Here is a 24,405-nt window from a genome sequence, read left to right as displayed (position 1 = left end):
CGTCTCACGAGATGGGGTGGCTACCAGCCGTAGGGGCCGTAGCCGTAATAGCCGCCATAGGCCGGATAGCCGTAGCCATAGCCGCCGTAATAGCCGACGGGGCGGGCATAGCCGTAATCGTAGTAGCCGTAGCCGCCGTAATAGCGCGGAGCGGCGCTGGCGGCGATCGCGCCGCCGATCAGGCCGAGCGCCGCGCCGGCGAAGAGCGCGCCGCCGATGTTGCGGCGGCGATAACCGTAGCCGTAACCGTAGCGGGGGCCGTAATAGCCGCCGTAGTAGCCGCGCCGCCAGCCGACGGTGTCGACGGTGGTGTTGCCGCCCCCGACCTGCGCGGCGTTCATCGCGGGGAGCGGCGCGGCCTGGGCAGTCGGAACGGCCGTCACGGTCAGACTCGCTGCGGTGAGGCCGGCCAGCGTCAGGGTCGTGATGCGGGACATGGATGCGGACTCCTTAGGCATAAGGAACACGCAGAGGAACAACGAAGCGCCGAACGCGTTCCAACGGCAAAGCTTGCCCGCACACGAAAATCCGCCGCGGGCGAGGCTGCCGCTGCAACCCGTCCTGCGGCAGGCCGTTCGTGCCGGCCCGGCCCTTCATCGGGTGGTAAGGCCGGCATGATGGAATCGCGAGCGACCACGCGCGATCCCGATGACCGTCTCACCCGCAACCGCGTCTGCGCCGCTGGCGCGGACCCCGCTCGACCGGCGCGTTGAACCCGACCTTCGCGTCGCGCTTTGCGCCGCAATCTGTGTCGGCCTGGCGCTGCTGTGGTGGGTGCGCGGCGGCTGGATCTTTCCCCTCGACGACGCCTACATCACGCTCCACAACGCCCGCGTCCTGATCGAGGGGCACGACCCGAACTACGGCGTCCCGGCGCTCGTCGGCGCGAGCAGTCTGATTCACCTCAGCCTCGTGACGGCATTCAGTCTCGTGCTGCCGGGCGAGGCCGCTGCCTATCTCGTCGCCGGCATCGGCCCGGTTCTGTTCCTCGCCGGGCTGCTGACGCTGGCGCAAAGGCTGAGCCTGCCCTGGCCGGAGGGCATCGCGCTGGCTCTCGCGGGACTCGCCTCGGGCACCGGCCAGTTCCTCAACGGTCTGGAGACCGGCCTCGTCATGGCCGCCGTGACCTGGACGCTGGTGCTCGCCCTCGATCGCCCGTCACGGCTCCTCGCGCTGATCTGCGGGCTCCTGCCGTTCCTGCGGCCCGAGCTCGGCCTGCTCTCGCTCATCCTGATGACACGGCAGACTTGGTCGCGACTCGCGGCCGGGTCCGACCGCGCGGCGGCCTTGCGCGCCGTCGCGGCGGACGCGGCGCTCGCGCTGGCGGCGGCGAGCCCCTGGCTGCTCTGGAACCTCGCCGCGACCGGTGCCCTGCTGCCGCGGACGATGGCGGCCAAGCAGGCGTTCTTCGGCCATCCCCCCGGCAGTCTGCCCGCGAGCGTCGTCTACGCCGCCGCAATGACCGCGGGCGGGATCGGACCGGCGGCGGCTGCACTGCTCTTCCTCGGCCGTGATGGTCCCGGCCCGGCGCTCCTATGGTTCGTGAGCCTGTTCATCCTCGGCTTCGCGCTGACCAACCGGGAGGTGCTCGCGCATAACGGCTACCGCTACACCTTCGCGCTGCTGCCGATTGCGCTGTTTGCGGTCATGCGCCTCGGCGCCGCGCGGGGCCCGAGCGTGTTGCGCCTTCTCATCCTCGCCCAGTGGGCTGTCGCCCTCGCCGTCGCCGTCGCAGCGCCGACCGAGATCGCGGCGCAGCAGGAGCGCGTGGCGCAGTACCGGGCTGTCGCGCATTGGGCGCAGGCGAACCTGCCGCAGGCGCGCCTGCTGATTCATGATGCCGGCGTGATCGCGACGGCGAGCGACCTGCCGCTCACCGATCTCGTCGGTCTGAAATCACCCGACAGCATCGCCGATCATCGCCGCTGGACAGCGCCGAGCAACGGGGCGGAGCGGTTTCGAGCACTCGACGCGATCGCCCGGCGCAGCGGGGTGACCCACGCGATCATCCTCGACGACGCGCCCGACCACTTCTGGGCGTCTCTCGCGGACGATCTGCGCCGCGGCGGCTGGAGCCTTGATCCGATCGAGACGGGGAGCGCACGCGGTCCCTACATCCTCTACCGACTCGCGCCGCCCACGGACCCCGCAGCGAAATAAGAAACTGCGGAAAAAAGGTCCGCCCGACCTCAGAAGGTGCAGGCGGTGAAGGCCGGATCCACCGACTTCTCCCAGGCACCCTCGTAATCGGCGAGCCGCTCCTCCGCATGGCTGCGGCCGGCGGCGATGATCGCCTCCAGCGGCTGGAGGTACACCGCCTCGTCGCGCCCGTTCCCGTCGCGGCGCGCCCGCGCCTGCAGGCCGGTGCGGGCGATGGCGAGCGCCTCCGCCGCGACTGCGCCGAGGCAGCGCCCGCCGATGCTGGCATGGAGCCCGAGCCGCGGCACGGCGGCGCGGATCGATTCGCGCTCGCTGGTGGACCAGCCGCGCACGAGATCCCAGGCGGCGGAGAGCGCGGTCTCGTCGTAGAGCAGCCCGACCCAGAAGGCCGATTGCGCGGCGATCATCGCCGGCCCGCCGACATCGGCGCCGCGCATCTCGAGGAATCGCTTGAGCCGCACTTCCGGGAAGACGGTGGAGGCGTGATTGGCCCAGTCCGACACCGTCGCCCGCTCGCCCGGCAGCTGTGCGAGGCGCCCCGCCAGCAGATCGCGGAACGATGCCCCGGCCACGTCGTGGTAGGTCTCGCCGCGCTTGACGAAGTACATCGGCACGTCGAGCAGCCAGTCGACATAGGCCTCGTAGCCGAAGCCCTCGTCGAAGACGAAGGGGAGCATGCCGGTGCGATCGGCATCGGTGTCGCGCCAGATCTCGGAGCGGCGCGACAGGAACCCGTTGGGCCGCCCGTCGGTGAAGGGGGAATTGGCGAAGAGCGCCGTGGCGATGGGCTGGAGGGCGAGGCTGACGCGCATCTTGCGCACCATGTCGGCCTCGGAGGCGAAATCGACATTCACCTGCACGGTCGCGGTGCGCAGCATCATGTCGAGGCCGAGCCTGCCCACCTTGGGCATGTAGTTGCGCATGATGCGGTAGCGGCTCTTCGGCATCTGCGGCGTCGCCTCGCGGGTCCATTTCGGACTCATGCCGAGGTCGAGGAAGCCGATGCCCAGCGGTTCGGCCGCGCGCCTCGCCGCCGCGAGGTGCTCGTCGAGTTCGCCCACCGTCGCGTGGATGTCGGGCAGCGGAGCGCCGGAGAGTTCGAACTGGCCGCCGGGCTCGATCGAGATCGCGCCCCCGCCCTCGTTGTTGGCCAGCCCGATGATGTTGCCGGCGTCGAGAATCGGCTCCCAGCCGGTCTCGCGGCCGAGGTTTTCGAGAAGCGCCCGGATGCCGCGCTCGCCCTCGTACGGCACCGGGGTATGGTCGGCCGTGTAGAAGGGAATTTTTTCGTGCTCGGTGCCGATGGCGAAGCGTTCGCGCGGCTTCTCGCCCGCGGAAAACCACGCGATCAGTTCATCCCGCGTGGTCAGCGGGGTGGTGTCGGACGTGTCGCGCGCCATGCGCTGCCTCGAAGGTGACGTCGGTCGAAGGGGATCAGCGGCGCGCCGAAGGTCCGCCACCGGACGGGGCCGGCAGCGGCCTCACCGGATGTCGTGTCCTTAGAGGACGTCGCAAGACTGAACAACGCGCCCGCCGACCGCATGGCAGACATGCTTCAAGCTTCCGTTTACGGCCTCGAACCCCGCGATCACGGATCCGCGAAGTACGGGGCGTAGGCCGCCCGGTCGATCCCCGCCCGAAGGAGAAGCTGGAGCAGCAGCCGCGCCTTCAGGCCTGACAGGAGACCGGCCGAGAGCGCGCCGCGGGACAGCAGGTCGATTTCGCCGCCGGGATACCCGTATGTGCGCGAGAACACAGGACCCGTTTCCGCGCGGGAGGCGAGGACCACCGGTATCCGCGCGACCAGAGCGGAGACGGTGTCGGCGAGCGCCTCCGGCACGTGGCCCGCGCCCATCCCCTCGATCACGACGCCGCGGAAGCCGAGGTCCGGCAGGGCAGCGAGCAGGCGCCCGTCGTCGCCGATGCCCATCTTCAGGAGCGCGACCGGGACCGGTTCGTCGGCCAGCGGGCCGGTCAGGACGGGCGGGCGGCGGGATCGCAAGACGATCCGGGCATCGCCCTCGATCACGAGGCCGACCGGGCCGGCGAGCGGGGAGCGGAAGGCCGAGGGCAGGGCGGTGTGGGCCTTCTGCACGAGGCGCGCGGCGTGGATCTCGTCGTTAAGCACGGCGACCACGCCGAGGCCCCGTGCCGCCGGGCTGCCCGCGACGATCGCGGCGGCCAGCAGGTTGCCGGGCCCGTCGGCCCCGGCGCTCTCCGGCCCGCGCATCGCCCCGGTGACGACGACGGTCTTGTCGCCGTCGACCAGAGTGTCGAGGACGAAGGCGGTTTCCTCGATCGTGTCGGTGCCCTGGATCACCACCGCGCCGTCGAGATCATCCGCGAGACGGTCGTTCAGCGTGCGCGCCACCCCGATCAGGTCGTCGAGGGTCAGCCCGGCGCTCGGCCGGCGCAGGGGTGAGAGCGTCTCGATCGCCGCCACCGCGGCAAGCCCCGGCACCGAAGCCGCGAGGTCGGCCGCCGTCAGCGTCGGCACGATCCCGCCCCCAGCGCTCCGGGTCATGGTGATCGTCCCGCCCAGCGACAGGAGGAGGATGCGGGGGAGGGGCATGTCTCAACACATCCTTGTGGCGGGCCGCTTCACCGTGCGTCGCCCAGCACCGCCTGCACCAGCGCCAGCACCGCGACCGCCGCAGTGTCCGCTCGCAGGATGCGGGGCCCGAGCGACAGGGCGACCGTGTTGGGGCGGGCGGCGATCAGGGCGCGCTCCTCCGGGTGGAACCCGCCCTCGGGGCCGACCAGCACGGCGAGCGGCGGCGGGGCCGCCGGATCGGCCGCGCCGCGAAGCGCGGCTACCGGATCGGTGACCGTCGCGTCCTCGTCGCAGAACACGAGCAGCCGCTCGGCTTCGAGGGCATCGAGGCAGGCGGGCAGGCGGGCCGGCTCGCCGATTTCGGGGATCGAAAGGATGCCGCACTGCTCGGCCGCCTCGATCGTGTTGGCCTGGAGCCGGTCGAGCTTGATCCGCTCGCCTTGGGTGAAGCGGGTGAAGACCGGCTGGAGGCGCCCGGCGCCCATCTCGACCGCCTTCTGCGCCATGTAGTCGAGCCGACCCGTCTTCAGGGGGGCGAACAGGTAGTGCAGACCGCTCGGCGCCGGCTGCGGCCGAGTCCGCGCCACCACGCGCAGATCCGCGCTCTTGCGGCCCTGCGGCACGATCTCGGCGCTCCACTCGCCGTCGCGCCCGTTGAACAGCAGGACCGGTTCGCCCTCGGCTCGGCGCAGCACGGTCAGCAGGTAATTCGCCTGCGCCCGCTCCAGCGGCAGGACGCGTCCTTCCGCCAGATCCGCTTCGACGAAGAGGCGCGGGGCGGTGAAATCGTAGGCGGCCATGGTCTCTCGCAGGCAGGCCGGTCTCGTCGCGTGGCGGCCGCCGCCTGTCAATCGGCTCCCGGTGAGCGGCTGATGCGGAAATGTCACGTGCCGCCGGTTTCGAAGTGTTTCCCACGCCCGCGGCCTCGAGGCGGCGGACCGCACCATTGGCGCCACAATCCCGTGCGCAGAAGACTGCCGCATCGAAACACGTTCAAGCCTCTCAGCCGGACCCGCCGTGCAAGCGTCGAGGGATCGTGCCGGGCGGGCGCTGCGGGATCGGGGGCAAACCCGTCGCGGCATGCGGGGAGAAGGACCGGGCCGAATGTCTGCCAGGATGACTGCACCGACGAAGACCGCCGCCGCTCTGCTCGGCCTTGTCCTGCTGACCGGGCCAGCTCTGGCCCAGGGCATGGGCGGCATGGGCGGGATGCCGCTGCCGTCGATGGACACGCCGGCCGAGCCCGCCCCCTCGGCCGGGGTGCCGATGAGCATTCCCGCGCCGATGGCCCCGGCCGCTCCTGCCCAGTCCGTGCCGCAGCAGGCGGGCACCGATTGCGGCGCGATCCAGAAGACCCTGATCGAGCGCAAGAACCTCGTGGCCAAGGCCAATGCCGCCTCGAACTCCAAGAAGAAGATGACGCCGCAGGAAGCCTGCTCGCTGTTCGGCCAGCTTCAGGCCAACGGCACCACCGGCATCAAGTGGATCACCGCCAACAAGGAATGGTGCTCGATCCCCGATTCGTTCTCGGAAGGCTTCAAGGCCGACCACAGCAAGGTCGCGGCGATCCGTACCAAGGTCTGCGGCATCGCCGCCCAGGCCTCGAAGATGGAAGCCCAGGCCAAGACCCAGGCGCAGAACGGCGGCGGCGGCGGTCTGCTCGGCGGTCCCGGCCTGTCCGGTGCCTTCCGCATGCCGCAGGGCGCGCTCTAAGAGGCGCGCTCCAAACCTTCCCCGCCTCCTCACCGTTGCCCTCTCCGTCCGAGCCCGGCTCCGGCCGCGTCGCCGACGCGGTCGCCGGCCACTGGGCCGACCGGCTCGCGCCGGCCGCGGCGCGGCCCTACCTGCGGCTCGCCCGAATCGAGCGGCCGATCGGCTGGTGGCTGCTGCTGCTGCCGTGCTGGTGGTCGGCGGCCCTCGCCGCCATCGCCGCCGGACATCCCGGTCCCCATCCCGGCCACCTCGTGCTGTTCCTGATCGGCGCGGTGGCGATGCGCGGCGCCGGTTCGACCTACAACGACATCGCCGATCGTCGGCTCGATGCGCAGGTCGAGCGCACCCGCTCGCGCCCGCTTCCCTCGGGCCAGGTGACGACGCGCCAAGCCGCCGCCTTCCTCGTGGCCCAGGCGCTGGTCGGCCTCGCGGTGCTGCTTCAATTCAATACGACCGCGATCCTGGTCGGCATGCTCTCTCTCGCCCCGGTGGCGATCTACCCGTTCATGAAGCGGGTGATGCCGATGCCGCAGGCGGTGCTCGGACTCGCCTTCGGCTGGGGCGCGCTGATGGGCTGGGTCGCCGTGTTCGGCCGCCTCGACCCGCCGGCCCTGTGGCTTTACGCGGGCACGATCCTCTGGATCGTCGGCTACGACACGATCTACGCCGTGCAGGACATCGAGGATGACGAGATCGTCGGCATCCACTCCTCGGCCCGGCTGTTCGGAGCGCGGCTGCGTCTCGCGGTCGGGCTTTGCTACGCCGGCACCGTCGCCCTGTTCGCACCGGCGCTGGCCGGTGCCGGGGCCGGTCTCCTGGGCTGGCTCGGGCTCGCGCTGTTCGCCGCCCATCTCGCCGGCCAGGTGAGCCGGCTGTCCGAGCGCGACGGCGCGCGCGCGCTGGCGCTGTTTCGCTCGAATCGCGATGCCGGCCTCATCCTGTTCGCGGGACTCGCCGCCGACGCTCTGTGGCAGGGCCTGCGCTGATTCGGCCGTGGCGGGCGCCGGCCCCTGCGCCATATCCGGTTGCATGAGTGAGAAGGATCCGCACCGGCAGCCCGACGACGCGATCGCCGAGGGAGCCCGCGCCAGGGCCCAGGGGCGTCCGCGCGACGCCTGCCCCTATCCGCAGGATTCACCCGAGCGCACCGAGTGGTTCGAGGGCTATGACGGCTCTCCGGCCGATCGCGCGCCGGACGGTCCGCTGGACAAGGGCTGAGGCCCGAACCGGGCTGAGGCGGGAGATCGCCTCAGCCGCGCGAAATGATCTCGCTCTCGCCCCGGTGAATGCAGGGCCGGGCCGGGAGTCGGGCGGTCTTGCGCCGCACGAGGAAGCGCGGACGGCGTCCGCTGAGCGCGGCGTGGCGGCGGCGCTGGCGGCCCTTGCCGAGGACGACCGGGCCGAGCTGCTGCGACACCGGGACGATGTCGCCGTCCTCGCGCAGGAGCATCCGGGCCAGGCCCCCCTTGGACGAGACGGCGCGCCACACGGCCACGACATCCTCTTCCGGAAACGGCCCGAGCCGCATCGATACTTCGCCCTCGCCGTCGACGAGCAGCAGGGCGAAGCGATCCTCGCCGCAGGCATCGGCCGCCTCATCGGCGAAGGCCAGCGCCACGCCGACGGGTGCGGTGCCGCCGGAAACAGCGCCCAGGATCGGCAGCGGGGTCACCGGAGCTGCGACGGGCTGCACGTTCGCCTCGTCATCGAAGCCCGGCCGACAGTTCAGATTCGCGATCTCGAAAGTCATCATCGGTTCGACGCCCTATCCCTCGCCGCGGTCTCTGTCGGACGCGCTGATCTGACAAGCAAAGTGCCGGTCGTCTCCCCCAAGCCGCCTTAAGAGTGAGCGTTAAGCGTTCGTGGATCGAGCCGAAGTCTGCCGGATGCTCAACGGACCCTTGCCGGGATTGGTGCAAATGTCGGTAACCCTGGTGCGAGGCCGGGGCCGTAGCGGCACTGCGTCGGATCGTCTCGGAAGTGGCGCAGCCGGACTTGCATCGCTGCGTTTCCGAAAACCGGTGGCCACTTTTCCGATCGATGCCCTAGAACGAAGGGGCGTCGGCGCCGTTCAAACGGCATGAGGCCGGCCTCGCACGAACGGCTCCGACCGGATCCATGACCCAGACGACATCCTCTTTCGCGGCGCTGCGGCCCGTGCTGCACGACGCGATGCGGGAGGCCGCCGCGCTCGCGCTGCCCTCCTTCCGGACAGGCGCGCACACGACGGCGCGGGTCTGGTCGAAGGCCGGCGGCTCGCCGGTCACCGAGGCCGACGTCGCCGTGGACGCCTTTCTCAAGGTCCGCCTGTCGCAGATCGAGCCGCGGGCAGCCTGGCTCTCGGAGGAGACCAGCGACGATCCGGTGCGGCTCGGGCACGACCTCGTCTGGATCGTCGATCCGATCGACGGCACCCGTGCCTTCCTCTCCGGGCATCCGGACTGGTCGATCGCGGTGGCCCTGTTGTCGCGGGGGGAGCCGGTGATCGGCGGCGTCTTCGCTCCGGCGACGGATCATTTCTACGAGGCGGTGGCGGGCGAGGGGGCGACCCTCAACGGAACGCCGATCCGCGTCGCGCCGCAGGACCGGCTGGAGGGCGCGCGCGTCACCGGGCCGAAGCCGTTTCAGGATCGTCTGCTCGACGGCGCGGCCCGGCTCGGACACCGGCCCACGGTTGCGGTGATCGAGCGGGTGCCGTCCTTGGCCCTGCGGCTCGCACGGGTGGCCGAGGGCCGGATCGATCTCGGCCTCGTGTCACGGGATGCGCGGGATTGGGACCTCGCCGGCGCGGACCTGATCGTCCGGGAGGCGGGCGGCGTCGTCTGCGACCTTCAGGGCCGACCGGCGGTCTACAACCGTCCGGAGCCCCGCCACGGCGAGCTGATCGCCGTGCCGCTCGCCCTGCGCGAACCCGCGCTGGCGGCCTTGGAGGCCTGATCGCTGAGTCGGCGAAGACCGGCGACGCGTCGGCCGGTCGATCGCTGCCGATCTCCTCCGTCATCCCGGGGCCGCGAAGCGGGAACCTGGGATCCACCTGTGATGCGAGAGGCATGACCTCCGTCGAGGCCAGTGACGGGTTCCGGGTTTGCCTGCGGCGCCCCGGAATGACGGTGGTGAAGCCGGAACGAACGCTTCAGCCGGAAACCGGATCAGTCGGGAAGCCACGGGCTCTTACCGGCCCGAATTCACCCAACGCACGAGATCGCCGAGGACCTGGCTCAGCGCCGCGTCGAGGCCGGCGGCGGCGCTCTGGGGATCGACCTTGGCCACCGGCACGCGGGCGGTGAAGACGCGGGCGTTGACGACCCGGCCGCTGCCCTCGGCGATCAGCTTGGCCGAGAGGTCCACCACGGCCTCGCCGGTCCCGGAATTGATGTCGAACTCACGGATCTCGCTGACGAGCTGGTAGTCCGACGGCACCTTGTCGCCGGGCCGCGAGACTGAGCGCAGCCGGCCGGTATTCTCCAGGCTCTGGATCACCCGCGTCTGGATCAGGCGAGGCAGGCGGTCGGCCCACTGGCCGCCGCCGAGGAAGGACAGGGAGCCGCCGGGTTCGCGCACGATGATGCGGTCGGCCTCCATCGGCTGCAGGCCGACGGGCTCGGATACGACGATGGAGCGCGCAGCACTGCCGGGCCGCGCCTGACCCGGCAGGGCCGCGAGGTCGAAGGTGAGCGGCGTCGCGCCGCCGCCGCAGCCGCCGAGGAGCGCGAGCGGTGCGAGCAGGACGACCGTCCGCAGGAGCCGACGGGGAGGGGCAGGCGAGAGAGGAAGACGCGTCATACGCTCGGGCACCGTCCGTTCGCTGTCGGGGAGATTGATCTCCCCTCTAGCACACGAGAGCATACGCCAACGCTCAAGCTGCGCCGTGCGTGCCGACACATCGTCCGGAATCCGGGTCGCTCAGCGGCCACCGTTGTATTCTGGCAACGACGGCTTGCCGCCGAAGATGACCTGCGAAGGGTCGCGCTCCAGGCTGCGGGCGGCGCGGCTGAGGGTGTTGAGCGTGCGCTGGCCATCGGTCGACAGGGCCTCGACCTCGCGGCGGCTCGTGCCGGACAGCCGGTTGAAGCTCGTCGAGATGTTGGCGGTGCGCTTGTCGAGGTTCTCCGAGAGCGCCCGGAACGCCCGGCCGGCGTCGCGCACGGAGATCGCCGCCTCGCGGATCTCGGCGAAGGTGCCCGCGCCCTGCTGGCCCGAGGCGGAGCCGAGGAAGCCCTCGGCGCCCTTCAGCACGCCGTCGATCCGGTCGGCGGAGGCGCTGAGCTTGGCCGCGAGCGCGCGGGCATCGTGGAGCCCGGCCTCGATGTCGGGGCTCGAATTGGCCAGCGCCGTCGAGAAGGTGTCGGCGTTCTCGATCACCCGGTTCAGGCGCTGGCCGTCCACCGCCTTGACGAGCCCGGCGATCGAGGGGCCGGCCTCGGCCAGCGTCTTCGAGAACGACTCGACATTGGCGAGCGTGCGGTTGATCGCGCCCTCGTTGCCGGCCACCACCTTGTCGAGGCGCTGGAGCACGTCGTCGGCCCGCTGCGCGATCTGCTTGGCGGCGGCCATCATGTCCTGGATGTCGCTCGAATCGGCGAAGATCGTCGGCATCTTGTCGCCCGAGCCCGGCGTGAGGGCCGGCGCGTCGGCGCTGCCGCCCGACAGCGCGATCTGCGAGACGCCGGTCAGCATCGCGGAATCGAGCCGCGCGCGGGTGTCGGCGCGCAAGGGCGTCGAGGGATCGACCTGCACTACCGCGACGACCCGGCGCGGATCCTGCGGCAGCAGGCGCACGTCGAGCGCCTCGCCGACCTTGATGCCGTTGAACGACACGGTCGAGCCCTTGGCGAGTCCGCCGACCGAACCGGAGAACACGATGCGGAGCGCCTGGGTCGCCTGTCCCCGCGATCCGCCCTGGAGCCAGAACACGAAGCCGAAGGCCGCCAGGACGACGCCGATGGTGAAGGCGCCGATCAGCACGTAGTTTGCGCGAGTCTCCATCGGCTCAGCTCTAATCCCGATCCGAGGGGGTGAAGCGGTGCGCAACCGCACCGGAGGCGATCATCCCGCGCTCACGCAGACGATCAGGCATGGGCATAGTCCGGCTGCGCGGGTCGAGCCGGCGTGGCCAGCGCGCGGGCGCGCTTGCCGTGGAAGTAGGAGCGCAGCCAGGGGTGGTCGCTCGCCAGCATCTCCTCGATGGTGCCCTGCGCGATGATCCGGCCGTCGCCGAGCGCCGCGATGCGGTCGCAGGCGGTGTAGAGGCTATCGAGGTCGTGCGTCACCATGAAGACGGTGAGACCCAGGGTCCTCTTGAGGGTCGAGACGAGGTCGTCGAACTCGCCCGCGCCGATCGGGTCGAGGCCCGAGGTCGGCTCGTCGAGGAACAGGATTTCCGGGTCGAGCGCCAACGAGCGGGCGAGCGCCGCGCGCTTGATCATGCCGCCCGAGAGTTCCGAGGGGTACTTGTCGGCCGCATCCGGCTTGAGGCCGACCATCTCGATCTTGAGCCGGGCGAACTCGTCGAGCAGCCGCTCGGAGAGCTTCAGATGCTCGCGCATCGGCATCTGGATGTTCTGCTTGACGGTGAGACCCGAGAACAGCGCGCCCTGCTGGAACAGCACGCCCCAGCGCTGCTCGAGCTGGCGGCGCCGGGCGACGGTGAGGCCGTCCACGTTCTCACCGAAGATCTCGATCGTGCCGGAGCGCTTCGGCACCAACCCGAGGATGGTCCGCGTCAGCACCGACTTGCCCTGGCCCGAGGGGCCGACAAAACCCAGGATCTCGCCGCGGCGGATGTCGAGATCGAGCCCCTTCATCACCGTACGGTGGCCGAAGCCGACGACGAGATCGCGCACGCGGATAATTGCGTCGCTCTGGCCGGAATCCGGCGCCGCCGAGGAAAGGTGAGGCGTGGTCAAGGGATCGGTCCGGATGTCGTCTGCCCGCATGATGCTAGAAATCGATCGCTGCGAAGAAGACCGCGAACAGCCCATCCAGCACGATCACCATGAAGATTGACTTGACGACTGAGGCGGTGACGTGGCGCCCGAGCGATTCCGCCGAGCCCTCGACCGCGAATCCCTCGATCGTCGCGATGATCCCGATGGTCAGCGCCATGAACGGCGCCTTGATCAATCCGACGGCGAAATGGTGGAACGATACCGCCGCCTGGAGCCGTGCCAGGAAGGCATCGACGGTCATCCCGCCATAGATCGCCGCGGTCAGACCGCCGCCCGCCAGCGCCGCGAGCGAGCCGAGGAAGGCCAGGATCGGCAGGCCGATCACCAGGGCGAGGATGCGCGGCAGGATCAGGATCTCGATCGGGTCGAGGCCCATGACGCGCAGGGCATCGACCTCCTCGCGCATCCGCATCGAGCCGATCTCGGCGGTGAAGGCCGAGCCGGAGCGGCCCGCCACCATGATCGAGGTGAGCAGCACCCCGAGCTCGCGCAGGATCAGCAGGCCGATCAGGTTCACGACGAAGCTCTGCGCGCCGAAGCGCTGGAGCTGGAAGATGCCCTGCTGCGCGACGATGCCGCCGACGAGGAAGGAGATCAGCACGATGATCGGCACGCCGCGAAGCGCCACCTGTTCGAGCTGGTTGACGAGGGCCGCCATGCGGAAGGTCTGCGGCCGGCGCGCGACCCGGCCGCCGGCGGCGACCACCTCACCGAGGAAGGCGATCCCGGACAGGATCTCGTTGCCGCCCCGCGCGACGCGCCGGCCGGTGCCGTCGAGGAGGCGCACCAGCGGGTTGCGCGTGTCCCGCGGAGCTGGCTCCGGCTCGCGCAGGCCCATCTCGCCGAGCAGGATGCGGTGCTCGGGCCGGGCGCCGGCATAGGCCAGCCGCCCGCCCGCCGCCTCGATCTCGGCGCGGGTGCGCTCCAGCACCCAGGCGCCGAGCGTGTCGAGACGCGCCAGCCCGCTCAGATCCACCAGCACCGGTTGGGATCGTCCCTGCGCCGCGATCTGCGCCGATGCACGCTCCACCGCCGGGCCCTGATCCGCCGTCCAGCGGCCGTGCAGGACCACGCGGCCGCCCGCATCGAGGTCGGCGCCGGCCGTCTCCAAGGTGCTTGAGCCGTCTGCGATCCGCACGCGCCGCTCCCGCTTCCGCTCCGAAAATCCTGAAACGAAATTCTTACCAAGATGCGTCGAATCCGATCTGTCGGATTCGACGTCGCGGCCGACTGGAGTCGTCCTCGGGGCGCTGCCCCGATTTCCCGCCAAAGGGGTGATCCCTTCGGGATCCCGTTCTCGGGATCGCTGGGGAAGCGTCGCCTATACCTTATGGGTGGAGGTGCTGCCAAATCGGCCGGGATCATGGATGCGTTGCGCCAGAACGACGAGGCCGAGGCCGGCGAGCGCCAGCGGCGCCATCATCAGGAAGGTCGAGGGGCCGCCGAACGAGCGGTAGACCGCGCCGCAGGCCAGCGTCGCCAGGGCCGAGACCAGGGCGGTCGAGGCGCCGACCGTGCCCTGCGCCCGGCCCCGGGCGCCCTCCGGGGCGAAGCCGGACACCGCCGCCATGACGCCGAGATGGGTCGCGCCGAAGGTCAGGCCGTGCAGCATCTGGAGCGGCATGAGCAGGGCGATCTCGCCGTCCGCGAGGCCGAGACCCAGGGCCCGCAGCAGGGCGGCGCCCGCGCCGAGGCCGAGCAGGCGGAACGGGCTGCGCCAGCGCGCCGGCCAGCGACCGACGAAGGCGAACAGCGCGATCTCCGCCGCGACGCCGATCGCCCAGAGCGCGCCGATCCAGGGAGCCGAGACCCCGTGGCGGGCCCAGTCGAGGCTGCCGAAGGCGTAGATCGCCGCGTGACTCGCCTGGATCAGCGCCGCCGCGGCGATGGAGAGCCAGAGAACCCGCGGCAGGGGCGGGGAGACGCCCCTCTCGGGAAGCGGCGCGACGGCCGGGGCGGCCTCCCGGCCGGACGCCGCGACCGCAGTCGCCACAAGCGCAAGCCCGGTGAGCAGCAGCGGCACCGCCGCCCGGTCGCCCAGCAGGCCGAGAAGCGCGCCGCCCGCGAGGTTCGCGGCGAGGAAGGCGACCGAGCCGCACAGGCGGATGCGGGCATAGTCGATCCGCTTCGAGCGGCGGGCGGCGGCCAGCGTCAGGTAATCGATGCTCGGCACCAGCGGGGCCTGGGCCACCGCGTTCACGACGATCAGCACGCCGAGCAGCGCCGCCGCAAGCGCGGCGGCCGCCGGCATCAGGGCGTAGCTCAGTGCGAGGGTGAGGCTGCCCGCGACGAGCAGCGTGCGCGGGCGCACGCCGCGGTCGATCAGCCCCATCAGCGGGCGCGTCGCCATGACCTTCGTCGCGATCGGCAGGGCGAGCAGCAGGCCGATCAGCCCGGCATCGAGACCGAGCGCGCCGAGCCAGACGGGCATGAACGGCATGGCGATGCCGATCTCGACAAAGACCACGGCGTAGAGGAGGCCGAGCCGGATCGGATCGGGCTCGGCGGTCGGTGAGGTGATTGTCACGGGATCGCGGCGCAACGGGCCGCCCCTTGATCTGCAGAAAACTTCGCGCGGCGGGGCGAAGTGCGAGGAAGCGTAAGCCGACGTTAAAGCGCGCCTGTCAATCTTGTCCCGACCGTCAATGGTCGCGGCACGCCTCGCGGTGGGGCCGAGTCTGTGCGGGGTGTGATGTCGAGTTCCCGTTCCCTGACGCCGCTGGACGCGTCGCAATACGATGCCATCGAGGATGCCGTCCGGGAAACCGAGCGGGGCCGGTGGTTTCTCACCGAATACGCCCGCCGCAACCGCAACGCCGACACCGAGGTGCTGCTGGACGCGATCCGGCGCATCGAGAACGTCGTCACGACGGACCGGCCGGACGATGTCGGGCGCTTCCGCGGCGATCTCATGGAGATGGCCGATGCCATCGCCCGGACCCGCGTCGAGGTGGCCGCCCTCTCCGCGCCCGAGCAGGGCGAGAGCCGCCTCACCGTCGCCTCGGAGGCCCTCGACGCGATCGTGCGCGCCACCGAGCGGGCGACCTCCGACATCCTGAGCGCCGCCGAGGAAGTGCAGGAAGCCGCCTGGACCCTGCGCGAGACCGGCGCCGATTCCGAGCTGTGCGATGCCCTCGATCGGCACGCCACGCAGATCTACACCGCCTGCTCGTTTCAGGATCTCACGGCGCAGCGCACGAGTCGCGTGGTTCACACCCTGCGCTACCTCGAGAACCGCATCGCCTCGATGATCGGGATCTGGGGCAATCCCGACGACGTGGTACCCTCTCTCGACCCGCAGAACCATGCCGAAGCGGCCGCCGCCCTCGATCAGAGCGACGTCGATCGCTTCCTCGACATGGAGGGGGCGTCCGCCCCGGTCAGGACGACCCTGCCGCCGCTGCCGGCGGTGATCCTCGACGACGATCTCGCCTTCGTGCCGGAGAGCCGCGAGACGGCCGAGCCTTCGCTCGACGAGGTATCGATTGGCGCCGAAGCGGTGGCGCCCGTCCTGCACGTCGCCGAGGAGGTTCCGGCCGAACCCACATCCCCCGAGATGCTGACTCTGGAGCCGGTCGAAGCGGATGCTGCGGCCGAACCGGCTCCGGAGAGCGTCTCCGCACTTCTGGATCCGGCGCCGATCGAGGCTGTGCCCGAGGCGGTGGAGCACGAGTCCCCGTTTGACATCCCTGCGGAGACTGCGGATGCCGAGATAGTCGAGGCGACCGATCCGACGGCCGAGCCCGCCGTTCCGGCTGAACCCGACCCGACCATGCCGGCGGCCCAGCCCCTGGTCGTTGCCGACTTCGAAGAGGGCGCCGAGGACGACCTCGCCCTGGCCTTCCCCGATCTCGACACGCTGAGCATCGAGGAGAAGATCGCGCTCTTCGCGTGACGGCGCGGCGGATCGAACCGATGCGGTGCGTCATGCCGCATCGACCGCCCGGAAAACCGGCGGCCCTTTTTCGGGCGGATGGCGTATACGGGCCCGCGTTATGGCCCTGCATCTTCTGAAGCTGTGCGTCGGTCCCGCCTCGATCGAGGAGCTGGAGGCGCGGATCGCCCATAATCGGGCGGAGGCCTTGCGCCTCGGCCAGGAGCCGGTGACGGCGCATGTCACCCGCATGTTCCCCAAGCGGGCACAGGCCATCGCCGGGGGCGGCTCGATCTACTGGGTGATGAAGGGGACGTTGACCTGCCGCCAGTCGATCCGTGCCATCGAGCAGGTCACGGGAAGCGATGGGATCGATCGATGCCGTCTCGTGCTCGATCCGGCGGTGACGCCGGTCTCGCCGCGTCCCTGCCGCCCGTTCCAGGGCTGGCGCTATCTCGAGGCCCGCGATGCGCCGGCCGACCTCGACCGGGCCAGTGCCGGCGAAGTCGCCGAGATGCCCGAGAGCCTGCGGCGCGAGCTGGTCGCGCTCGGATTGATCTGAGGAAATCGTCGAGGCTGTCGCGCTTCGGCAGGACAGCCGGGATGGCCCCGCTCCGGAGGGTGCGAGGCCGGTTCGGTCAGGCCGCTTCCTTCAGTCGCACGGCGGCCGGGGTGATCCCGAGGCGGTCGGCGAGGTGCCAGCGCAGTTCGCGCGGGGAGTGATACTCGTAGGAAGGGTCGATGAGGTGGCTGAGGTCGGCCTGCGCGCTGCGCGCCTGCGTGTCGACCAGGCTGCCCACCCGAAAGGTCGCCGCGTTGGTCACCGGCGATATGGCGCCCTGATGGCGCCGGAACTCGAACGTCATTGCTTTTTCTTTCTCGCCGGATCCCGCGCCATCAGTTCGGCGTGGCCGGCGTCGTTTCTGGTTGTTTTGAGGTGTCGGCGGCGCCCGCCGTGAGGTGCCCCTGAAACGCGTTCCGGGGACCCCGTTGCCGGTGGGTGCCGCTTCGTTGGTCAGACGGCACGGTCGGGCCGGTTCTGCACCGGCCCCGAGGCGGATTAGACCGCCTGGAGGTTGCCGGCCGCGTCCTTGCCGCTGCGCTTGTCGGTCAGAACCTCGTAGGAAATCTTCTGGCCCTCGACGAGGTTGCGCAGGCCGGCCCGCTCGACGGCGGAGATGTGGACGAACACGTCCTTGCCGCCGTTATCCGGCTGGATGAAGCCGTAGCCCTTGGTCTCGTTGAACCACTTAACAGTCCCAGTATCCACGAATAGTTCCTTCGTTCTTCACACGCCAAGCGCAAGCATCTGCTCGAAGCGAGCACGTGGCAGCGTCCGCCGATTTTGCGGGATGACGGGCGATGTGCGGATCAATCGAAGCCTTTCGCCTCGCCGCGCCCGTCAGGACTGTATGTAGGCCGCCGTTGCGGCCTTAACAAGGCAGAATGCGATTCCATCGGCGCGGCGCCTCGCGCGGAGCCCCGGATCGGAACGCGGAGTACCGCCTCCGCCACCCTGTGACAAAGCCCGGGGCCGGTGCATATATGAACGTCAATCCAGGCGGTTACCGGACCGCCCTCAAGGCAGTTCAGTCAGGCGGTTCATGGCGGGTATCTCGGTTTCCCTCGAAGGCGCGAACATCCAGCTTTCGTTCCAGAAGGACGACCAATCAACGGCGGTGGTCATGGACGCTCGCGCCGCCCGCGCCCTCGTGCGCGCCGTCGGCCAACTCCTCACCGCCATCGACGATGACGGCGAGGTCGATCTGCCCGACGAGAACGGCGACGAGGAGGTCGCCATGCTCGACGTGACCTCCTCGGCCATCGAGGTCGGCACCGACGAGCAGGGTCAGGCCGTGGTGGCTCTCCAGGCCGGCGCCCTGCCGCCGTTCCAGCTCCGCCTGACCGACGAGGAGGCCCGCCACGTGGCCTCCAGCCTCAGCGAGATCCTGGCCGCGCCGCGGGACGTGAGAACCTCGCACGGCGGTCATTGAGGACCGCGGGGCCTACGCTCACACACGTCCGTCCCCTCGGCCGGCTCGTTCTGATCCTGCCAGAGCCGGCCGGCTTCCTCGGCATCGTCGAGTCAAACCTCCGGCCTGCCCCGGCGTCGGCGCATGATGCTTGCGCACGCGGCCAATTCTTGCCTGACCATGACAATGAATCCCTCACCGCCTCTGCGTGCGCCGGCAGAGGTTGTTGAGAAGGCTGCGTCTCGACACAAACGTGTAAGGAATCAGGGTCGGAAGTATCCCGCGGCGTTAGAACGCTGTGACGCAAATGTAATATCGGATGGCCGCGTCCCGCTCTCGCATGAGCGGGACGCGATGCGCCTCGAATCAGAGCCGGATCCCGGGATCGGTCGGCCCGCCAGGCAGGTAATCCGGCTCGGAACCGGGGCCACGCGGCTCGTCGATGTTCGGATCATCGACCGGGTAGGGCGTGCGCGGGCCGGTCGGACCGATATCCGGCTGGTCGTCGGGCTGCGGGGGCGGCGGGAGATCGCCGGGGATCTGTCCGCCGGGGGTGGGTTCGGGGGTCGGGATGCCGGGATTGGCCATGGACCGCCTCCTTCGTTCGTTTCGGGGAATGGCGGTCCAACACATGCCTCCTGATCCGGTTCCGTTCCTCCTTCCTCTCTCTGCCACCTCGTCGCCTGCCCGGGTGCGACGCGATCGCCGCGGTCGGAACCTCACTCCGAGCGGCCGGTTGGCCCGGCAATTCCCGACACGAACGGAGACGACGCCATGCCCGATATCCGCGAGGCCAAGATCCTCATCGTCGCCACCGACGGTTTCGAGGAGAGCGAGCTGACGGTACCGCAGGCCAAGCTGAAGGAGGCCGGTGCCAAGGTCACCGTGGCCAGCCCGCAATCGCGCCAGTCGAAGGACACGATCCGCGGCTGGGACAAGACCGACTGGGGCAAGAACGTGCCGGTCGATCTCGACCTCGAGAGCGTGAACCCGGCCGATTACGACGCCCTCGTCCTGCCGGGCGGGCAGATCAACCCGGACAAGCTGCGCCTCGAACCGAAGGCGCTGGAGGTGGTGCGCGCCTTCCTCACCTCCGGCAAGGTGGTGGCCGCGATCTGCCACGGCCCCTGGCTGCTGATCGAGGCCGGGGCGGTCAAGGGGCGCACGCTGACCTCGTTCGCCTCGATCAAGACCGACGTGATCAACGCGGGCGGAAACTGGCAGGACAAGGAGGTCGTGACCGACGGCGGCATCGTCACCAGCCGCAATCCCGGCGACCTCGAAGCCTTCTGCGCCAAGATCGTCGAGGAGGTGAAGGAGGGCCGCCACGAGCCGCGCCAGCTCGCCGCCTGATCGGGCTCTTCGCCTGTTCCCTTGAACGACAAGGCCGCCGGCCTTCGGGCCGGCGGCTTTTTCGTGCTTGATCCGCGCCGGGTCGATGCCCGGTGCCGCGCATCAGCGCTTGGCGACGGCCTTCTGCAGCTTGGGCCGCTCCGAGGCGGCGCCGGCCATCAGCTTGGCGAGGTGGTCCTGGTCGAGCCCGCCGAGGCTCGCCGGCACGACCGCCGCTTCCGGGGACGGGCGTTCGCCCTTTCGCGGGGCGATCGAGCCGGTGGTGACCGGATCGGCGAGCGCCGCCACCGGCAGGGCCGGCGAGGCGGGCTCGCGCTGGACGCGCATCGCCCAATGGGCGGCGGTGGAGAGGACGGCGATGGCCAGGATCGCCTTGATGCCGCCGGTCAGGAAACGCCGCATGGTCGGGCCCGAAAACGCTGGGAACGCGGCCGGTTCCCCGGCCTGCCGGCATCATCACGCAAGATCGTGAACGAACCGTCCGGCCCCCAGCCGGCGAAGCGTGCCGGATCGGGAAGGCCCGCTCGCGCGGGCCGTCGCGGCCTCAGGTCCGATGCGCGATCTCCGCCGGAGGCTTCTGGTTCTCCGGCTCGGCCGCCTTGCGGGTGCGCCACAGGCTGTAGACGACGCCGAGAGTGAGCAGGACCAGGGTGACGACGAGCGAGACCCACGGCGGCAGGTGCACGAGTTCGAGCGTGTCGGCGACCACGATCTTGGCGCCGATGAAGAGCAGGATGAGGGCGAGCGCCGTCTTCAGGTAGGCGAAGCGGTCCACCATCGCGGCGAGTGCGAAGTAGAGCGCGCGCAGGCCCAGAATGGCGAAGATGTTCGAGGTGTAGACGATGAACGGGTCGGTCGTGATCGCGAAGATCGCCGGCACGCTGTCGACGGCGAAGATCACGTCCGCGATGTTGACGAGCACCAGGGCCACGGCGAGCGGCGTCAGCCAGCGCACGGTCTTGCCCGTCTTCGGGTCCGGCCTGCGGACGATGAAGTGCTGGCCCTCCGGCTTCTCGGTGACGCGCACCCACTTCTTGAGGAGGCGCATCGAGGCGCTGTTCCGCACATCCTGCTCCTCCTCCTCCTTGGAGAAGAGCATCTTGAGGCCGACGTAGATCAGGAAGGCGGCGAAGATCGAGAGCACCCAGTGCGCCTGCTGGACCAGGGCCGAGCCCAGCCCGATCATCAGGCCGCGCAGCAGCACCGCGGCGAGGATGCCCCAGACCAGCACCCGGTGCTGCGCCGCCCGCGGCACACCGAGCGAGGTGAGGATCACCGCGATCACGAAGACGTTGTCCATCGACAACGACTTCTCGATCACGAGGCCGGTCACGTATTCCTGGGCCGGGTCGAACCCGAGCATCCACCAGATCCAGCCGCCGAAGGCGAGACCGAGGGTGAAGTAGAAGGCCGTGAGGAGCAGGCTCTCCTTCACGCCGATCTCATGGTTCTTGTCGCGGTGGAGCAGGCCGAGATCGAAGGCCAGCAGGCCGGCCACCAGGGCGTGGAAGCCGAGCCACATCCAGACGGGCTTGCCGAGCCACTCGTGGGTGAGAAATTCCATCATCATCGCGCGGGACCGGATGCTTCACTTTCGGGAGAGCATCGGCTCCGACATCGCGGAGGCGTCTGCCGCATCCCTCCCGAACGGGCCGCCGAGCCGGCGGACGGTGGGCCTCACCGGAAAACCGGGGGCGTCGCGAGGGGTACGGTGCGCGTTCCGCCAGAGGGGCCCGCAGCCGATGCCGCGCAGTTAGAGAGGAGATCGCGTCGAATCAAGGGCAGCGCGATTTTCATCCCGGCTCTTCACCCGCACAGCGAGTTGCCGCTTTTCCGGCCTGTGCCGCTTGACAGCGCCGGCCGCACGGGGCCCTGCCGCGGATCATGGAAGCGGATCGAGAGAACGGAATCGCCATCGTCGGCGGCGGGCCGGCGGGGCTCGCGGCGGCGGAGCGGCTCGCCGAGGCGGGGCGGCACGTCACGGTCTACGAGCGCATGCCGTCGGTCGGCCGCAAGCTGCTCATCGCCGGGCGCGGCGGGCTCAATCTGACCCATTCCGAGCCGCTGCCGGACTTCCTGGCGCGCTATGCCCCGGTCGACCCGCGCCTGCCGGCCGCTGTCGCGGACTATCCGCCGGAGGCCCTCCGGGCATGGTGCGAGGGGCTGGGCCAGAAGACTTTTGTCGGATCGAGCGGCCGGGTCTTTCCGGAGAGCTTCAAGGCCTCGCCGCTGCTGCGCGCCTGGCTCGCCCGTCTCGAAGCGCTCGGCGTCGCGATCCGCACCCGGCACCGGCTCGTCGGCCTGGAGGAGGGCGCGCTCACCTTTGAGACGCCGGACGGCCCGCGGACCGTCCGGCCGCGGGCGACCGTGCTCGCGCTCGGCGGCGCGAGCTGGCCGCGGCTCGGATCGGACGGAGCCTGGGTTCCGCTGCTGGAGCGGAACGGCGTGAGCGTCGCGCCGCTCAAACCCGCCAATGTCGGCTTCCGCGTCGCGTGGTCGGCGCATTTCGCGCAGCGCTTCGCCGGCGAGCCGCTCAAGCGCCTCGCCGCGCGCATCGGCGAGGCGAGCGCGCGCGGCGAAGCCGTCGCCACGGCGGACGGCCTTGAGGGCGGCGTGATCTACGCATTGTCGCGGCCGATCCGCGAGGCGGTCGAGCGCGACGGCGCCGCCGAGCTCAGCCTCGACCTCCGCCCGGATCTCGACGCGGCGGCGCTGACGGCGCGTCTCGTCCGAAGCCGGTCCGGCGAAAGCCTTTCCACCCGTCTGCGCAAGGCGGCTTCGCTCAGCCCGGCCGCCATCGGCCTGCTGCGCGAGGCGCACGCCAACGCCCTGCCGGCGGAGGCGAAGGCGCTGGCGGCGGCGATCAAGGCCGCGCCCCTGCGGCTCGTCGCGCCGGCTCCGATCGCGCGGGCGATCTCGACCGCCGGCGGCGTCGCCTTCGCCGAACTCGACGCGCACTTCATGCTGCGGGCGCGGCCCGGCCTCTTCGTGGCCGGCGAGATGCTCGACTGGGAGGCGCCGACGGGCGGCTACCTGCTCCAGGCTGCCTTCGCCAGCGGCCGGGCGGCGGCGAAGGGGATGCTCGCCTGGCTCGAGGGACCGGGCTGAGCCCCGCTCAGGGCCGGGCGCAGATCCCGACCATGCCGCCGCTGCCGGCCGGGCACGACGCCTTGGTTTCCCCCTCCAGGGTTGCCGCGCCGCCGGTCTGACAGGTGGCGGAGGCCAGAACCTCGCCCGCATCGCAGCCGAGCGTGCAGCCCGCCTCGGTGCAGGCCCGTGCCCGGACGACGCGGAACGGGGCCGGCACCGTCGCGGCAGCCTCGGCTTTCGCGCCCGCCTCACCCCTGGGGCCGCGTTCGCCCGCCGGACCCTGCGCGCCTTTGGGGCCCTGTTCCCCCCTGGGTCCGGGCGGCCCGGCCGGGCCCGCCGCACCCTGCGGCCCCGCCTCGCCCTTCGGGCCGGCCTCTCCCTTCGTCCCCGCGGAACCCGCGGGACCGGGCGGGCCCTGGATTCCGGCATTGCCCTGCGGCCCGGCCGGACCGGGCTCGCCCGCCTTACCGGCCGGTCCCTCCGGCGCGCAGTTGGCGACCACCGCCTCGCGCTCGTCCTCGCCGGCCTTGATCACCGCGACGCAGGTCGCGGGCCGGTAGGGCAGACGGAACTCGAAGCGTCCGCGCCGGTCGGAGAGGACGGAGATGTCGTCGTCGAGGATCACCGTCACGCCGCTCCTGCGCACGCTGCCGGTGATCTGCAGGTTGCCGCCCTCGATGCGCGCATCCCAGATCTGGATCGGCTGGACCGGCTGGCTCGGTGCCTTCGCGCGGGTGCGGGCCGGTCGCGACGGCACGGCGGAATCGTCCTGGGAAGGGGCCTGCGCCTGGGCCGCCGGCCCCGCGAGGGCGAGGCCCAGCGCGATCAGGATCGGCGCGCGCGTCGGGCGCCAACGTCCCAGGCTCCGCGTCTTCGGCATCCTCGCACCTCTACTCTTGTCCCGCGCGTCTTCCGGCGCGGCGGGGCAGGTTTCGGTTGCGGGTCGCCCAGGGTCAAGCCCGGCCAGCCCTCCACATCCGTCCACAGCGCCTGTCCACAGAGCAAGGCTCTGCAGGCTCGGACGCGTCTCGAAACCATCCACAGGCGAGCACGAGGCCAGGTGGGGATGAGGATGTCACCCCTGCACGATCGCGGAAAAGCGCGAGCCATCGCAGGGCCGATATCCTAAGAAGGCCGGCAACGACCCGAGCCGCCGACGACCCGAGGGGGGGCGACGGGCCGGGACTTGCGACCTCGAGACTGAACCGCCGCCATGCTTCGCCCGCTTCTCTCCGTCCTGCTTCTTCTGTCCCCGGTCGCACCGGCCGCCGCGCAGGCCGACGCGTGCGATGCCCTCGCCGCCCGCATCGCCCAGGCGACCGGGGCGAAGAAGGCCGGCCGTCGGGTCGGGCCGAGCATCGACGTGAGGGCGGCGAGCGGGGTGCGGCTCGATCTCACCTGCCGCGCGCAGCCCATCGTGCAGGCTTCCTCAAGCGATCCTTCGCCCTCCGCCGAGTATTTTCGCGAGCTGACGATCGCCGCCGAGCTCGTCGTCGGCGAGCCGGCCGCGACCGTGCAGCCGATCCTGGCCCGCGCCTACCAGACCGCCCTGCGCGAGGGCCGCAAATCCTTCATCCAGCAGAACGGTTGGTCGGCGAGCTGCTACACCGACAGCGCCGGGGCCCTGCGCACGCTCTGCTCGGTCGGTCGCATCCCGACGGAGTGACAGCACCGATCGGCCCGTCTGCGCGGCGATTGGGGGCGGTGCTCGGGCAGAGCCCGGATCCGCGGTCCCGAAGG

General features: G+C 70.7%; 27 protein-coding genes. 11 read left to right on the top strand and 16 right to left on the bottom strand.

Annotation, left to right across the window (positions count from 1 at the left end; genetic code table 11):
* Window positions 1-20 precede the first annotated feature (20 nt).
* Window positions 21-437 (bottom strand): hypothetical protein, encoded by a 417-nt coding sequence (locus MPPM_RS04535; RefSeq protein ID WP_096484029.1) that lies wholly within the window; start codon window positions 435-437, stop codon window positions 21-23.
* Between the two features lie 211 nt (window positions 438-648).
* On the opposite strand from MPPM_RS04535, the gene MPPM_RS04530 reads away from it, so the two are divergent.
* Entirely contained in the window at window positions 649-2,160 is a 1,512-nt protein-coding gene (locus tag MPPM_RS04530) for a DUF8728 domain-containing protein (RefSeq protein WP_096484028.1), read from the top strand.
* 29 nt (window positions 2,161-2,189) lie between these two features.
* Here MPPM_RS04530 and MPPM_RS04525 read toward each other — a convergent pair whose 3' ends face one another.
* From MPPM_RS04525 to MPPM_RS04515, 3 genes are all read right to left on the bottom strand, one after another.
* On the bottom strand, window positions 2,190-3,560 hold the full coding sequence (locus tag MPPM_RS04525) for a glutamate--cysteine ligase (RefSeq protein ID WP_096484027.1): 1,371 nt from the start codon (window positions 3,558-3,560) through the stop codon (window positions 2,190-2,192).
* Window positions 3,561-3,748: 188 nt separating this feature from the next.
* Window positions 3,749-4,732 carry an asparaginase gene (locus MPPM_RS04520; protein WP_096484026.1) on the bottom strand — a complete coding sequence of 328 codons (984 nt, stop codon included), beginning with the start codon at window positions 4,730-4,732 and terminating at the stop codon, window positions 3,749-3,751.
* A 29-nt stretch (window positions 4,733-4,761) separates the two neighbouring features.
* Complete coding sequence (locus MPPM_RS04515; protein WP_096484025.1) at window positions 4,762-5,514, bottom strand: 16S rRNA (uracil(1498)-N(3))-methyltransferase; 753 nt, start codon at window positions 5,512-5,514, stop codon at window positions 4,762-4,764.
* A gap of 484 nt (window positions 5,515-5,998) precedes the next feature.
* Between MPPM_RS04515 and MPPM_RS04510 the strand changes: the two genes are divergently transcribed.
* Genes MPPM_RS04510 through rmf form a run of 3 tightly spaced genes read left to right on the top strand, consistent with a single transcriptional unit; the run spans window position 5,999 to window position 7,645 of the window.
* The gene (locus tag MPPM_RS04510) at window positions 5,999-6,427 is read left to right on the top strand and encodes a hypothetical protein (protein ID WP_244573561.1); all 429 of its coding nucleotides are present in this window, start codon (window positions 5,999-6,001) and stop codon (window positions 6,425-6,427) included.
* 35 nt (window positions 6,428-6,462) lie between these two features.
* Entirely contained in the window at window positions 6,463-7,413 is a 951-nt protein-coding gene (gene ubiA, locus MPPM_RS04505) for a 4-hydroxybenzoate octaprenyltransferase (RefSeq protein ID WP_096484023.1), read from the top strand.
* 43 nt (window positions 7,414-7,456) lie between these two features.
* The gene (rmf, locus tag MPPM_RS04500; protein ID WP_096484022.1) at window positions 7,457-7,645 is read left to right on the top strand and encodes a ribosome modulation factor; all 189 of its coding nucleotides are present in this window, start codon (window positions 7,457-7,459) and stop codon (window positions 7,643-7,645) included.
* 31 nt (window positions 7,646-7,676) lie between these two features.
* Here rmf and MPPM_RS04495 read toward each other — a convergent pair whose 3' ends face one another.
* The gene (locus MPPM_RS04495; protein WP_096484021.1) at window positions 7,677-8,180 is read right to left on the bottom strand and encodes a DUF6101 family protein; all 504 of its coding nucleotides are present in this window, start codon (window positions 8,178-8,180) and stop codon (window positions 7,677-7,679) included.
* 365 nt (window positions 8,181-8,545) lie between these two features.
* Between MPPM_RS04495 and MPPM_RS04490 the strand changes: the two genes are divergently transcribed.
* Window positions 8,546-9,364, top strand: coding sequence for an inositol monophosphatase family protein (locus MPPM_RS04490; protein WP_096484020.1), 819 nt, complete (start codon window positions 8,546-8,548; stop codon window positions 9,362-9,364).
* Window positions 9,365-9,598: 234 nt separating this feature from the next.
* Here MPPM_RS04490 and MPPM_RS04485 read toward each other — a convergent pair whose 3' ends face one another.
* The 5 genes from MPPM_RS04485 to MPPM_RS04465 form a co-directional block, all read right to left on the bottom strand.
* Complete coding sequence (locus MPPM_RS04485; RefSeq protein WP_096484019.1) at window positions 9,599-10,210, bottom strand: ABC-type transport auxiliary lipoprotein family protein; 612 nt, start codon at window positions 10,208-10,210, stop codon at window positions 9,599-9,601.
* 120 nt (window positions 10,211-10,330) lie between these two features.
* Window positions 10,331-11,413, bottom strand: a complete 1,083-nt coding sequence (locus MPPM_RS04480) for an MlaD family protein (protein ID WP_096484018.1) — start codon at window positions 11,411-11,413, stop codon at window positions 10,331-10,333.
* An 83-nt stretch (window positions 11,414-11,496) separates the two neighbouring features.
* Window positions 11,497-12,333 carry an ABC transporter ATP-binding protein gene (locus tag MPPM_RS04475; protein ID WP_173807873.1) on the bottom strand — a complete coding sequence of 279 codons (837 nt, stop codon included), beginning with the start codon at window positions 12,331-12,333 and terminating at the stop codon, window positions 11,497-11,499.
* Between the two features lie 34 nt (window positions 12,334-12,367).
* Window positions 12,368-13,513: an ABC transporter permease gene (locus MPPM_RS04470; RefSeq protein ID WP_096484017.1), complete on the bottom strand. Its 1,146-nt coding sequence runs from the start codon at window positions 13,511-13,513 to the stop codon at window positions 12,368-12,370.
* A gap of 183 nt (window positions 13,514-13,696) precedes the next feature.
* Entirely contained in the window at window positions 13,697-14,902 is a 1,206-nt protein-coding gene (locus tag MPPM_RS04465; protein ID WP_096487717.1) for an MFS transporter, read from the bottom strand.
* 165 nt (window positions 14,903-15,067) lie between these two features.
* On the opposite strand from MPPM_RS04465, the gene MPPM_RS04460 reads away from it, so the two are divergent.
* Window positions 15,068-16,270: a hypothetical protein gene (locus tag MPPM_RS04460; RefSeq protein WP_096484016.1), complete on the top strand. Its 1,203-nt coding sequence runs from the start codon at window positions 15,068-15,070 to the stop codon at window positions 16,268-16,270.
* A gap of 100 nt (window positions 16,271-16,370) precedes the next feature.
* Window positions 16,371-16,811 (top strand): DUF1489 family protein, encoded by a 441-nt coding sequence (locus MPPM_RS04455; RefSeq protein WP_096484015.1) that lies wholly within the window; start codon window positions 16,371-16,373, stop codon window positions 16,809-16,811.
* 76 nt (window positions 16,812-16,887) lie between these two features.
* On the opposite strand, the gene MPPM_RS04450 is transcribed toward MPPM_RS04455, so the two are convergent.
* Both MPPM_RS04450 and MPPM_RS04445 read right to left on the bottom strand, forming a co-directional pair.
* Window positions 16,888-17,115: an AsnC family transcriptional regulator gene (locus MPPM_RS04450; protein ID WP_096484014.1), complete on the bottom strand. Its 228-nt coding sequence runs from the start codon at window positions 17,113-17,115 to the stop codon at window positions 16,888-16,890.
* A gap of 194 nt (window positions 17,116-17,309) precedes the next feature.
* Window positions 17,310-17,519, bottom strand: a complete 210-nt coding sequence (locus tag MPPM_RS04445; RefSeq protein ID WP_012452746.1) for a cold-shock protein — start codon at window positions 17,517-17,519, stop codon at window positions 17,310-17,312.
* 334 nt (window positions 17,520-17,853) lie between these two features.
* Here MPPM_RS04445 and MPPM_RS04440 point away from each other — a divergent pair, with 334 nt between their 5' ends.
* Window positions 17,854-18,243, top strand: coding sequence for a hypothetical protein (locus tag MPPM_RS04440; RefSeq protein WP_003598900.1), 390 nt, complete (start codon window positions 17,854-17,856; stop codon window positions 18,241-18,243).
* Between the two features lie 345 nt (window positions 18,244-18,588).
* On the opposite strand, the gene MPPM_RS04435 is transcribed toward MPPM_RS04440, so the two are convergent.
* A complete protein-coding gene (locus MPPM_RS04435) occupies window positions 18,589-18,810 on the bottom strand; it encodes a hypothetical protein (RefSeq protein ID WP_096484013.1) in 222 nt (73 codons plus the stop codon).
* A 186-nt stretch (window positions 18,811-18,996) separates the two neighbouring features.
* Here MPPM_RS04435 and MPPM_RS04430 point away from each other — a divergent pair, with 186 nt between their 5' ends.
* Window positions 18,997-19,575, top strand: coding sequence for a type 1 glutamine amidotransferase domain-containing protein (locus MPPM_RS04430; RefSeq protein ID WP_096484012.1), 579 nt, complete (start codon window positions 18,997-18,999; stop codon window positions 19,573-19,575).
* 102 nt (window positions 19,576-19,677) lie between these two features.
* On the opposite strand, the gene MPPM_RS04425 is transcribed toward MPPM_RS04430, so the two are convergent.
* Both MPPM_RS04425 and MPPM_RS04420 read right to left on the bottom strand, forming a co-directional pair.
* The gene (locus MPPM_RS04425; RefSeq protein WP_096484011.1) at window positions 19,678-19,977 is read right to left on the bottom strand and encodes a hypothetical protein; all 300 of its coding nucleotides are present in this window, start codon (window positions 19,975-19,977) and stop codon (window positions 19,678-19,680) included.
* A 142-nt stretch (window positions 19,978-20,119) separates the two neighbouring features.
* Window positions 20,120-21,145, bottom strand: a complete 1,026-nt coding sequence (locus MPPM_RS04420; RefSeq protein WP_096484010.1) for a TerC family protein — start codon at window positions 21,143-21,145, stop codon at window positions 20,120-20,122.
* 314 nt (window positions 21,146-21,459) lie between these two features.
* Here MPPM_RS04420 and MPPM_RS04415 point away from each other — a divergent pair, with 314 nt between their 5' ends.
* Window positions 21,460-22,683, top strand: a complete 1,224-nt coding sequence (locus tag MPPM_RS04415; protein ID WP_096484009.1) for a TIGR03862 family flavoprotein — start codon at window positions 21,460-21,462, stop codon at window positions 22,681-22,683.
* A gap of 7 nt (window positions 22,684-22,690) precedes the next feature.
* On the opposite strand, the gene MPPM_RS04410 is transcribed toward MPPM_RS04415, so the two are convergent.
* The gene (locus tag MPPM_RS04410; protein ID WP_096484008.1) at window positions 22,691-23,545 is read right to left on the bottom strand and encodes a collagen-like domain-containing protein; all 855 of its coding nucleotides are present in this window, start codon (window positions 23,543-23,545) and stop codon (window positions 22,691-22,693) included.
* Between the two features lie 333 nt (window positions 23,546-23,878).
* On the opposite strand from MPPM_RS04410, the gene MPPM_RS04405 reads away from it, so the two are divergent.
* Window positions 23,879-24,331, top strand: a complete 453-nt coding sequence (locus tag MPPM_RS04405) for a hypothetical protein (RefSeq protein ID WP_096484007.1) — start codon at window positions 23,879-23,881, stop codon at window positions 24,329-24,331.
* The last annotated feature ends 74 nt before the right edge of the window (window positions 24,332-24,405 follow it).

This window comes from Methylorubrum populi (genome assembly GCF_002355515.1).
GTDB lineage: Bacteria > Pseudomonadota > Alphaproteobacteria > Rhizobiales > Beijerinckiaceae > Methylobacterium > Methylobacterium populi_A.
The sequence above is the reverse complement of the archived record's forward strand: the minus strand, read 5'-3'. Positions and strand labels throughout refer to the sequence as shown.